General features: G+C 70.6%; 6 protein-coding genes. 1 reads left to right on the plus strand and 5 read right to left on the minus strand.

Going from position 1 to position 11,836, the window contains the following annotated elements:
• The 4 genes from H0W38_RS07165 to H0W38_RS07180 form a co-directional block, all read right to left on the minus strand.
• Positions 1 to 857 (minus strand): GAF domain-containing protein (locus H0W38_RS07165; RefSeq protein WP_292452459.1); only part of this gene is annotated, 857 nt, incomplete at its 3' end.
• A 282-nt stretch (positions 858 to 1,139) separates the two neighbouring features.
• A complete protein-coding gene (locus H0W38_RS07170; RefSeq protein ID WP_292452461.1) occupies positions 1,140 to 1,745 on the minus strand; it encodes a 2-hydroxychromene-2-carboxylate isomerase in 606 nt (201 codons plus the stop codon).
• Positions 1,746 to 1,770: 25 nt separating this feature from the next.
• Positions 1,771 to 6,063: a CHAT domain-containing protein gene (locus H0W38_RS07175; protein WP_367161696.1), complete on the minus strand. Its 4,293-nt coding sequence runs from the start codon at positions 6,061 to 6,063 to the stop codon at positions 1,771 to 1,773.
• Positions 6,015 to 7,820, minus strand: a complete 1,806-nt coding sequence (locus H0W38_RS07180; protein ID WP_292452463.1) for a hypothetical protein — start codon at positions 7,818 to 7,820, stop codon at positions 6,015 to 6,017. The genes H0W38_RS07175 and H0W38_RS07180 overlap by 49 nt, the downstream gene beginning before the upstream one ends.
• A gap of 243 nt (positions 7,821 to 8,063) precedes the next feature.
• Between H0W38_RS07180 and H0W38_RS07185 the strand changes: the two genes are divergently transcribed.
• Positions 8,064 to 8,930, plus strand: a complete 867-nt coding sequence (locus H0W38_RS07185) for an FxDxF family PEP-CTERM protein (protein WP_292452465.1) — start codon at positions 8,064 to 8,066, stop codon at positions 8,928 to 8,930.
• Between the two features lie 229 nt (positions 8,931 to 9,159).
• On the opposite strand, the gene H0W38_RS07190 is transcribed toward H0W38_RS07185, so the two are convergent.
• The coding region (locus H0W38_RS07190; protein WP_292452467.1) for an excinuclease ABC subunit UvrA at positions 9,160 to 11,836 on the minus strand (2,677 nt) is incomplete at its 5' end.

Here is an 11,836-nt window from a genome sequence, read left to right on the forward strand (position 1 = left end):
GCGCTCACATCGCGCGCCGTGCCGCGGTAGCCGGCGAAGCGGCCCGCCGCGTCCAGCACCGGCACGGCACTGTGCGAAACCTGCAGCGGGCCGCGCGGGGTTTGCATCGTGGTGACGACGCGGCTGAAGGACTGCCGCCGCTCGAGCAGCTCGAGCAGGCGCGCGTTGCCGGCGCGGGCCTCGCCGCGATCGTCGAGCAGCACTGCGTCGTCGATTCGACTGCCGAGCAGGGCCTGCGGTGTCAGCCCGGTGAGCGGCTCGAGCTCACCGCAAAGCCAGCGGTAGCGGTGCTCGGCATCGCTCTCCCACATCCAGTCGCCGGCGGCGCGCCCGAAATCGAGCAGGCGCTCACGCTCGCGCACGGCCTCGCGCTGGCGCTTGCGGGACATCAGCAGCTCGACCGCGGCGCAGCCCAGTTGCTGCAGGGTTTCGCGCTCGTCGGTGCCGAGGCGCCTGGGCACCACGTCCATGACGCACAGCGTGCCGACCGCCAGGCCCTCGATCGTCAGCGGCTGGCCGGCGTAAAAGCGCAGCCGCGGGCCGCCGACCACGAAGGAGTTCTCGCGAAAGCGCGGATCAGTGCGGAGGTCGGCCACCTCCATGAGGTCGGTGCCGAGGATGGCGTGCGAACAGAAGGTGTCGTGGCGGTCGGCCCCGGTGATGTCGACACCGATGCGCGCCACCACCCATTGCCGGGTCTCGTCGATCAGCGTGATCAGCGCGATCGGGGCACGGGTCAGCCGGGAGGCGCAGGCCACGAGCGCGTCCATGCCGTCGCTGGCCGGCGCGTCGATCGCATCGAGTTCGCGCAAACGTTCCACACGGTGCGCTTCTTCGGGGTGAACGGCTGCGTTCATGGCCTGTCGACTGCAAAGGAGCGGCGATTGTCGGCGCTCGCCGCGCCGGCGCGGCGTGGCAGGCTGCACGTCTTGGCGGCCTGCGCGCCGCTTTGCACGGCCGGGGGCGGTGCTTGGCGGATGGATGGCGCTGCTGGGTTGGCCCTCACCCCCGCCCTCTCCCAGAGGGAGAGGGAGCAATACATTCAGCGCTAACGCAAAGAACAGGGAATTGTTCCCTCTCCCCCTGGGAGAGGGCTAGGGTGAGGGCTTGCCGGAATGGACGCGAGTCGCCTTGCGGCTTCAGCCGCCCTTCAGCCGGCGCTCGAGGAAATCGAGCCGGTCCTGGCCCCAGAAGATCTCGCCGTCCACCACATAGCTCGGCGCGCCGAACACGCCGGCGTCGACGGCGGCCTGCGAGTCGGTCTCGTAGCGCTCCTGCACCGCCTGAGAGTGGGACGCTTCCAGGCGTGCGGCCGGCAGTTCGCGCTCGGCGAGCAGCGCGGCGAGCGTGGCCTCTTCGGCGATGTTGCGGTCCTGCTCCCAGACGGCGCGCAGGATGCTGTCGGCCAGCGACATCGCGGCGTGGGCGCCGTCCTGCAGATCGACGGCGATGATGAGCCGCGCAGCGTCGTCGCCCGGAACCGGAAAGTACTTGGGCTCGAGATTGAGCGGCACGTGCAGCCATTCGCTGAAGCGCCTGAGCTCGAGCAGCCGGTAGGCCTGGCGCTGCGGCGCGCGCTTGCCCAGCGGCAGGCCGCCTGAGACCGGGAACACCTTGCCGCCCAGATCGATCGGCAAGACGCGGACCTCGGCCCCTGCCTTGCGCGCGATGTCCCAGAAGCGCAGGTGGCCCAGGTAGGCGTAGGGCGACTGCGGGGCGAAGTAGTAATCGATGCTCAGGCTCATGGCGGGTCTCCTCGTGCGGCGCAGTCTAGGGCTTGCCACAAGGCCGGTGCGGCGCAGGGCATCTCAACGTGACGCGCCGCTGCGCGGGCGCAGCCGCTCCAGCGCCTGCTCGGCGAGCACCGGCAGCAGGTGGCACAGATCGTCGTAGGGGGCTGTCGGCCTGCGCCACCGCCAGCGCCATCGCGCGCACAAGGTGTAGGCGGTGCGAAAGGCTGTCGAGCTGGCTCGGCGAGGGCCAGCGAACGAGCGCGCGGTCGAGCAGTTCGAGCGCGTGGCCGAGCTCGTCGAGCGGATGGTCGAGCGCCTGCGTGTGGGCGAGCACGGTGCTGGCGACCTGCAGTTCGAGTCGGTTTGTCTGGTGCCAGAAGGTCGCGATCTCGTCACGCGCGATCAGCTCGTCCTGGAGCGTGCGCGAGGCGGCGAGCCAGGCGTCGATGGTCATTGCGGTCCCCATCCCGGTCGCAGTCGCAGTTGCGTTCGAGGGCGCCGCCGCCGCAGAGCGCGTGTTGCGGGCGCCGCTCAGCGCATCGGTCTGCCGCGTCCCAGGCGTCGCGCCGGACTCGTTGCCGCTCGACGCCGTGCCCGGATGGCTCTTGCTCAGCGCGGCGAGTGCGCGCTCCGGCTCGCCGCTGGCAAACGCCGCCAGCGCGGCAGCCATCAGCGCGTTCGACAGCGCATGTGCGCGGCGATCCGGGTCGGGATCGAAGCGCTTCTTGCTGTGCCAGGCCGCGGCGAAGAGCTGCGCCGCCGCGGCCATGTCGGCCGCCACATCGTCGAGCCGGCCGTCGTCTTCCGGCTCGGCAAGGCGCTGCGCAGCGCGGCGCAGCGCCAGGTGGCCGCGCTGACACTGCCGCTCGGAGGCGGCCGTGCCGCGTTCGGTTTCGGCGTCGTCGAGCGGCCAGCGCGCCACGCGGTCGTTGGAGATGGCGTCGAGCCGGTCGAGCAGCCGGCCGGCGGCTTGCGGCGAACGCGGATCGGCGCAGCGCGAGAGCGAGTTGACGAGTAGTTCGAGCTGGCCGATCTGCACGTTGGAGTACGCGCTGCGCGCGCCGAGTTGCAGCCAGCGCGCCGCGCGGTCGTGCTCGCCGAGTTCGCGGTAAGCCTCGCCGAGCGCGGCACGCACCTTGGAGTGCTCGAGCCAACCCGCGCGGTGCTCGTCTGCGGCCAGCGCGGCGACGAGCTCGTCGAGTTGCGCCTTCACCGCGGCGGCGGGCTTGTCGCCGGCGATGCCGACCACCTGCAGGATGCGCGCGGCCAGCTCGTCGGCGCTCATGCAGTGCCGGGCTGCGCGCAGGCGCGAGGTGCCGGCCGGGTGTTCGACCTGCACCGACGCCGGCACGAGCCGCCACTGCGGATCGCCATAGCACTGGTAGGCGCCCCAGGTGTTGTGGCGCAGGCCGCTGTCGGCGTAGACCGCCTGGCGCGCGCAGAGCACGGCCTCGCCGAAGCAGTCTCCTTGCAGCAGCGCTGCATATAAAGACGCGGCGAACTGCAGGGCGGCGCTGTCGTCGACCTGCCAGCCGGCCGCGACCACCGCGCGCGAACCCATGCGGATGAATTCGAGCGCCAGGCTGGCCGCGAGCACCGGGTACTGGCCCTTGGCGGGCGGCAGCTCGCTGTCGCGGCCGGAATAGCAGCCGTTGATGAACACGAACTCGGGCACCGGGCTCATCTGCCGGACATCGGCCGCGCTCAGGATTTCCTGATCGCTCAGCACCATGCCGGTCTTGCGGAGTTCGCGCGCGGCCTGGCCGATGTCGAGCTGGCGCACCCATTGATCGACAACGCCGTGACCGCACAGGTGCAGCAGCCGGTAAGGCCGCTCGAGCAGGGCGATGCGCACCTGCTCGAAGCTCACGCTGTCGCCGATGAGTGCCACTGGCTCGCCGATGCGGCCGTCGGCATCGAGCAGTTCCTTCACCGCGCGCGCCTCGGCGAGGGCGCCGGGCAGTGCCGAGAAGTTCAGGGGCTCGCCGTCCTGGCCGCGCCAGTTCGCGGTGCTGGGCGCACCGACGATCAGCGCGTGGCGGCCGAGCAGCGCTGGCAGCAGGCGCTGGAACTCCTCGGTCGCGCGCTGCCTCACCATGCCGGCGTGCACGACGAAGGGCCGTGGCCGGTCGCCATCGGCCGGGCCGGCCAGCGGCGGGCTGAGCAGCTCCCACGGATAACGCGCGGACTCGTCGTCCAGCACCAGCACGGTGTTGTCGAGGTTGGCCAGGCGCTCCTTGAGCTCGAAGGGCAGCAGCATCTGGAACAGCACGCCGCCGAAGCGCGGGTCGGTCGGCCCGGCGATGCGGTCGTTGCCGGCGGCGCGGTTGTCGCTCACGCGGTCGATGAAGCGGCGCAGGCTGGCAACGTCTGAATAGACCTGCGTCGATTCGACCCGGGCGCGCTCGCCGATCAGCGCGAAGTTCAGGCCGCCGGTCGGGTTCTGGCGCACGATGAGGCGCTGCCAGACCGAATCGACCGTGCGCGGCCGGTAGCCCGAGAGGCCGCCCTCGCGCACTTCGAGCACCGGCACATTCCAGCGCAGCCGCTCGGCCCATTCGTCGCGCTGCAGCAGGCGGCGCAGTTCGTAGGCGGCGTCGAGCGCGACGTGTTCCTCGATCTCCAGGATTTCGACCTCGCCGATGCGCACCGGCTGGCCGACGCCACCGCGCATCTGCAGCAGCATCTGGGCGGCGCGCCACACGCCGAACAGCACGCCGGCCAAGCTGTCGCGCGGCGTCACCGCCTGCACGTGGGTGCCGATCAGCACGGTCGAAAGCCGCAGATCGACCGTCTCGCCGGCGGCAGCGGCATAGGGATCGCGATGCACGTGCTCGAAGGCATAGCGCAGCACGCCGCGGGTCACGGTGTCGGCCAGCACGCCGGGCGTGAGTTCGCCCACCGTGCCCACGCCCAGCATCAACGCGCCGGGATAGGCGGGCGGCTGCGTGCTGCGGTTGTTGGGCCGCAGGTAATGGCCGGTGCGCGTGGCGCCGACGAACAGACCCAGCGAGAGCAATTGCGAGAGCTGGCCGTCGAGCTTTTCATCGACACGCTTGGCCGCACCCGACAGTTCGGCGTTCTGGTAATGGCCGACCATGAGCGGGTAGCGCGCGTAGTCGAGCCCGCCGTGGATGACGCGCACGGCGATCGGCTCCGGCGCCAGCGCGGCGGGCGGCGTCGCCACGCTGTGCGCGAGGACGTAGGCGGCCAGTTCCTCGTCGTTGGCCGGCAGCAGTGCCGGCTGCGCGATCGGCGGCATCACGGTGAGCTCAGTCGGCGCACCGCTTGCGCTGCGCGCGCGCGGCGGCTGCTGCGGCAGGCGCTGCGTGTGGCCGGCGGTGAGCAGCTCGAAGTAGGCCTCGAAGCTGGCGGTGTGGTCGGGCAGGCTGCCGTGTTCGCACGGCGCGTACCAGGTGCGCTCGGCGGCGAGGGTCGAGTTCCAGGGCACGGTGCCGTCGCCCTCGTGCGTGGCCATGAACTCGATGGCGCGTGCCGGCGTGGACGAGGCTTCGCCGAGGGCGTCCTCCCACGGGTTTTGAGGGGTGCGCATCTGCACGGCGGTGGGGCCGCTGCCGGCCACGTAGAAGGCGGCGGCGTCGCTGCGCAAGGCCTCGAACGAACCTCCGAAGGCGCCGCCCACGAAGGCGCGCGCCTCGGCCAGCACGGCGGCGTCGGGGCGCTGCACGCTGCTGTCGGCGTCCGCGATGCGCTGCCAGGCCTGCGCGCCGAACAGGTCGCCGAAGTTCGCGTCGGGTTCCTGCGGCAGCATCTGCAGCAGGCCGGGGAAGCCGGCGCCGAAGCGCGCCATGTCCTTGTCAGACACCTTGCGGGCCATCATCGACAGCATGCTGGCCAGTGGGTACTGGCGCAGCAGCAGCATCGCGGGGGCATACGAGCCCTTGTTCGGTGTGCCGAGCATGACGAGGCGGCTGCCGCGTGGCTTGAGCCGGGCCCACAGCGCGCGGCCGGCGGCATCGACATACAGCGCCTGGCGCGCCACCAGGCCGCCCATCGAATGCACCAGCAGGTGGATCGGCTGGGTGGCATCGGCCAGTGCGGCGTCGATCTCGAGCAGACGGTCTCGCAACTGCATGCCGCTGTCGGCGATGGGGCGGCGCCAGTCGAAGGGCACGGCGACGACGCGAAAGCGCGATTGAGCGCGGTCGAGCAGCCGCTCGTAGCTGGCGGCGAGCAGGCCGCTGGCGCGCAGCGGGTCGGCGGCGTCGAGCGCCAGGTGTTCCAGCGAGCCGTCGAGCATCGCGCCCAGCGACAGCCAGATCAGCTCGCCGCTGCCGTCGGCCTTGGGCAGCGCCAGTTCGCTGCCCATGATGCCGGGCAGCACCACGAGCACGGGTTTGTGCGCGTTCTCGCTGCGCTTGAGCTCGGCCAGCCATTCGGTGAAGGTGCGCCGGGCCAGCGGATCGCCCTTGAACACCTGCCACACGCCGCGCGTGGCTGCCTCGTCCGTGGCGAGCGGAGAGAAACCCTCGTCGCGGCCGGCCAGGGCGGCGAGCAACGCCGCACGCGAGTCGCTCCCGGGCGCGAAATAGCCGAAGTGCGTGACCGCCGCGCCTTCCAGGCGAAGCTCAGTGGCGCCTGCTGCTGGCGCGCCAGACCGCCGAACATCGACAGGGTGTGGACTACGAAATCATGGTCGTGCAGCCCGTAGAACACGTCGCCGAGCAGCGTGACGATGCCGCCCCAGCCCTTGCCCTTCGTGTCGCCAGCAATCACGCGCAGGCGGTCGGCCGGCTGCGCGCCGCAGTGCGCGAGGGCCAGGGTGAGCGGTGAGCCTGGGATCATCGCCTCGAGGCCCGGCAGGCGCTTGGCATCGGCGCGCGCGGCGACCAGCGAGCGAACGAGCTGCCCGAAGCGGTCGAACAGCACGCTGCCCACGCCGCCGAGCGCGAGGCCGACGGCGCGCAGCAGCAGCGAAAGGAACAGGTCGGTGCGGCCGTCGGCCAGCAGCGTGCCGCGCGCGGGGCAGGCCACGCGCACGAAGGTGCCGGGTTGCAGCCGCTGTGCGGCGGCCGGCAGCGCGTCGAACAGCGCGGTGACCAGCGCGGCGTCGGGGTGAGCCTCCTTCTTCCCGAGCGGGCCGAAAAAGCGCGCGAAGGCCTCGCGCGCCGGCTCCAGCCGGCCGGCGCCGCACAGGCTGAACAGCTCGCCGACCAGGCCGCCGCGCGAATGCGAAACCATGTCCACGGTGACCACCGGCCGCGCCGGCAGGGCTTCGAGCAGGGCGGCGATGAGCTCGGTGACGTTGTCGAGCGGGCTGCGCGTCAGGCTGCGGTGCTCCCACGCAAGAAGAGTGCAGCGCTCGGCCAGCGCATCCAGATCGGCGGGTTCCTCACGCCCCTCGCCCGCGGCCCACAGCTTGCCGAAGCTGCCCGCCGTGCTCGACGCGGTGCCGTGCAGGAACAGCAGCACGCGGTCGCCGCGTGCGGCGTTCGGCCCGGAGCCGGCGAGCGGCTGCCAGCGCTGCTCGCGCCACTGCAGCAGCAGGCCGCCGCGCTCGCCCAGGGCTGGATCGAGCGTTGCGTTCTCGAAGGCCGCACACAGCTTGGTGGCGAGCGGCGCCTCGCTCGGCTTCTGGCCGGGAAACCAGCGCTGCACCGTCTTGCCCAGCAGGGCGCCGAAGTCGTAGAGGCGGTCCAGGCTGGTCGGTTCGGTCAACTCGCTGACCGTGTAGCGCTCGACCGGCGCGCCAGTGCCGCGCGTGGCGCCGGTACGCTGGCCACCCAGATCGAAGGGCAGCTCGATCTCGACCCCGCCCGTGGCGCTGCGCTGCGTGCCGGCCTTGCCGTGGCGGGCGACGAAATCGACCGGATCGGTATAGAACACCGAACCGTCCGCGAAGTGCACTTCGAGCACGGCGTTCGGCCGGGCGAGCCGCGCCGCATCGAGCCGGCCCGGCGCGCCGCCGACGCTGCGCTCTTGGCGCCGCAGCGTGGCGCCGTCGCCGAGGTGCTCGGCGCACCAGTGATCGAAGGGGGCGGTGCCGGCTGTTTTGCCGAGTGGCGTCACGGCGAGGCGCTGCTCCCTGCGGGCGGCGGCGTCTTTTGCGCTGGGTCTGTCGGCCATGCGGGCTTTCCGCGGCGCGCCCCCGCGCCGCATGCCCGGATGTAGCCGCGAGCGGGAAAGGCGTCAATCCTGCCAGTGGGCAAGGATCGCCGCGCTGCGGTCGGGCTATCCCTAGATTGAAGCCCGCAACCCCCGGGCCCGGGGGTGCCGACCGGATTCGAGACCGTTCACTATCAGTGCGCGTTCGGGACCGTTTCGCCAGATCCCTTCTATTAGGCTCATCAATCTCTTCTGAGAATCGCAATGAAAAAAAGTCTCCTCGCTTTGGCCGCGCTCTGTGCCGTCACCGCCGCCAATGCCCTGACGGTCACCAACAGCAACGACGGCAGCGTCCTCGCCAATGCAGTGCTCGGTGCTTCCAGCAGCCTCATGATCGTGGGCGGCTCGCAGACAGTGACCGGAAATGCCAGCCAGTCGGGCACCTACACCGGCTTCAACCTGGCACCTTCGTCGGGCAGCACGCCGACCTTGAACCTGGCCAACGGCATCGTGCTGTCCAGCGGCACCGCGAGCGTTTCGGACACGAACACCAGCAACAACACTTCGGTCTCAGTCGGCACTCCCGGCCTGGCCGCACTGACCACGCTGTCTGGCACCGACACCTTCGATGCCAGCGCCTTGTCGTTCAGTTTCACGGCGGGCGCGGGCCAGAACGCGGTCAGCGCGAGCTTCGTGTTCGGCACCGAAGAGTTCCCTACGCAAAGCGTGACTGACATCTTCGGTTTCTTCGTGGACGGCGTGAACTACGCGAAGTTCGCCGACGGCAGCCTGATCTCCAACGCCCCGGGCGGCGCCACGAACTTCATCTCCAACCCGGTCGGCGCGGGCCTCTACGGTATCGAATACAACGGCCTGACCAATGTGCTGACCGTCACCGGCCTGCTCGACACCACGCTCGACACGCACACGCTGACCATCGGCCTCGCCGATACCAGTGACCGGATCTTCGACAGCGGCGTTTATGTCGCCGGTCTGATCGGCACCACCACCACCGGCGGCGGCGGCATCGGCCCGATCCCGGCGATCCCGGAGCCCGAGACCTACGCGCTGATGCTGGCCGGCTTGGGCCTCGTGGGCTGGGCGGCGAGGCGTCGCAAGGCGCAGGCTTGATCAATCGAGCTTGGATTCCGCGGGCGTTTGCCGGCCGACGCACACAAGGGGCCGTTCGGCCCCTTTTTCATGGCCAGCGCTCATGAACATTTCCTTCTGGCGCTCGGTATGCGGAGAGGCTCGACGTTCTCACCACTGAATCCCTGTTTTCTGCAGGAGTGGGGCAAGCACGCCTTCATGAACCGGATCATGCCGGGCGAACATCGGCGCCGGTCGGCTTGACCGCCGCTTACAGCAGCGGCCTCAGATACCGCCCCGTATAGCTCGCAGCGTTCCCCGCCACCTCCTCCGGCGTCCCCACCGCCACCACCCCCCCGCCGCCCGCCCCGCCCTCGGGGCCCATGTCGATCACCCAGTCGGCCGTCTTGATGACGTCGAGGTTGTGCTCGATCACCACCAGCGTGTTGCCGGCGTCGCGCAGTTGGTGCAGCACCTGCAGGAGCAGCGCGATGTCGGCGAAGTGCAGGCCGGTGGTGGGCTCGTCGAGGATGTAGAGCGTGCGGCCGGTGTCGCGCTTGCTGAGCTCCAGCGCGAGCTTGACGCGCTGCGCCTCGCCACCCGAAAGCGTGGTCGCGCTCTGGCCGAGGGTGATGTAGCCCAGGCCCACGTCGAGCAAGGTCTGCAGCTTGCGAGCGATCGTCGGCACGGCGCTGAAGTAGCTGTGCGCGTCCTCCACCGTGAGCATCAGCACTTCGGTGATGTTCTTGCCCTTGTAAAGGATCTCCAGCGTCTCGCGGTTGTAGCGCGCGCCGTGGCACACGTCGCAGGGCACGTACACGTCGGGCAGGAAGTGCATCTCGACCTTGAGCACGCCGTCGCCCTGACAGGCCTCGCAGCGCCCGCCCGCCACGTTGAAGCTGAAACGCCCCGGCCCGTAGCCGCGTTCGCGCGCGCTCGGCACTTCGGCGAAGAGCTCGCGAATCGGCGTGAACAGGCCCGTGTAGGTGGCCGGGTTGCTGCGCGGCGTGCGGCCGATGGGGCTCTGGTCGACGTTGATGACCTTGTCGAAGTGCTCGATGCCTTCGATCTCGTCGAAGGGCGCCGGGTCGACGTGGGTCTGGTAGAGCTTGCGCGCCACGGCCGCGTAGAGCGTGTCGTTGACCAGCGTGCTCTTGCCCGAGCCGGACACGCCGGTGACGCAGGTCATGAGGCCGACCGGAATTTCCACGGTCACCTTGCGCAGGTTGTTGCCGCGTGCGCCGGCGATGCGCAGCGAGGTGATGCCGCCGCGGGCGGCCCAAGCGCGCTGGCCGGGCGTGGGTTCGTGCTTGCTCTTGCGGGGCGGCGTGCCGGGAACATCCTCCCCCTCGGCAACGCGGACGGAGTCCGAGCGCCACGGTGTGCGCTGCTGGGGCACTTCGATGCGCAGCGCACGGCCGAGGTACTGGCCGGTCAGCGACTCCGGCTCGGCACACACGTCGGCCACGCTGCCCTGCGCGATCACGCGCCCGCCGTGCACGCCGGCGCCGGGGCCCATGTCGATCACGTGGTCGGCGGCGCGGATCATGTCCTCGTCGTGCTCGACGACGAGCACGCTATTGCCGATGTCGCGCAGGTGCTTGAGCGTGCCGATGAGGCGGTCGTTGTCGCGCTGGTGCAGGCCGATGCTGGGCTCGTCGAGCACGTACATCACGCCGGTCAGGCCGGAACCGATCTGGCTGGCCAGGCGGATGCGCTGCGCCTCGCCGCCACTGAGCGTGTCGGCGCTGCGGTCCAGGCTCAGGTAGTTGAGGCCCACGTCGTTCAGGAACTTCAGGCGCGAGGCGATCTCGCGCACGACCTTGTCGGCGATTCCGGCCTTCGCACCTTCGAGCTGCAGCGAGGCGAAGATGGCCAGTGCCTCGCGCAAGGTGGCGCGGCCGATCTCGTAGATAGGCCGCGCCGTGCCGCTGGCCGCATCGACCAGCTTCACGTGGCGCGCTTCGCGCTTGAGCCGCGTGCCTTCGCAGGCGGGGCAGGGCCGCGCGGCCTGCAGGCGCGCCAGATCCTCGCGCACCGCCGCGGAATCGGTCTCGCGAAAGCGCCGCTCCAGGCTCGGCAGGATGCCTTCGAAGGGATGCGAACGCTTCACGCTGCGCTGCTTGCCGCCGCGGCCTTCGGCGGTGTAGACGAAGGCGATTTCCTCGCTGCCCGAGCCGTGCAGCAGCATCTGCCGGTGCTCGGGGGCGAGCTGCTCGAAGGGCGTGTCGATGTCGAAGCCGTAGCGCGCGGCCACGCTTTCGAGCATGGAATGCGTGTAGGCATTGCGGCGGTCCCAGCCCTTCACGGCACCGCTGGCCAGGCTGAGCGAGGGGAAGGCGACCACGCGCTCGGGGTCGAAGGCGGTCACCTCGCCCAGGCCGTCGCACACGGGGCAGGCGCCGACCGGCGAATTGAAGGAGAACAGCCGCGGCTCGAGTTCGGCCAGCGAATAGCTGCATACCGGGCAGGCGAAACGGGCGGAGAACAGGTGCTCGCGCCCGCCGGCCCCGACGCCGCTCCCGGGTGCGCCGTCGATGCCGGGCGTACGGCCGCTGCCGGAGGCGCCCGCCGCGTCTGCCGCGTCCATCTCCCAGGCGAGGGCGCGGCCGTCCGCGAAGCGCAGCGCCTGCTCGAAGCTTTCGGCCAGGCGCTGGGCCATTTCGGGGCGCACCTTGAGCCGGTCGATGACGACGTCGATGTCGTGCTTCTCGTTCTTCTTGAGCTTGGGCAGGTCGGCGACCTCGAACACCTGGCCCGGCTGGCCGCCCGAGCCGATGCGAAAACGCACGTAGCCTCGGGCCTGCATGTCCTCGAACAGCTCGGCGTGCTCGCCCTTGCGCTCGCGCAGCACGGGGGCCAGGATCATCAGCCGCGTTTCCTCGGGCAGGGCCAGCACGGCATCGACCATCTGGCTGACGCTCTGCGCCTGCAGCGGCAGGTGGTGG

The organism is Methylibium sp., from assembly GCF_013817365.1.
Taxonomy (GTDB): Bacteria; Pseudomonadota; Gammaproteobacteria; order Burkholderiales; family Burkholderiaceae_C; genus Methylibium.

What these genes read in the sequence shown, in the direction of transcription:
- H0W38_RS07180 (WP_292452463.1), bottom strand. Translation starts at nt 7,820, where the DNA reads ATGGCCGACAGACCCAGCGCAAAAGACGCCGCCGCCCGCAGGGAGCAG.
- H0W38_RS07185 (WP_292452465.1), top strand. Translation starts at nt 8,064, where the DNA reads ATGAAAAAAAGTCTCCTCGCTTTGGCCGCGCTCTGTGCCGTCACCGCC.
- H0W38_RS07175 (WP_367161696.1), bottom strand. Translation starts at nt 6,063, where the DNA reads ATGGGCAGCGAACTGGCGCTGCCCAAGGCCGACGGCAGCGGCGAGCTG.
- H0W38_RS07170 (WP_292452461.1), bottom strand. Translation starts at nt 1,745, where the DNA reads ATGAGCCTGAGCATCGATTACTACTTCGCCCCGCAGTCGCCCTACGCC.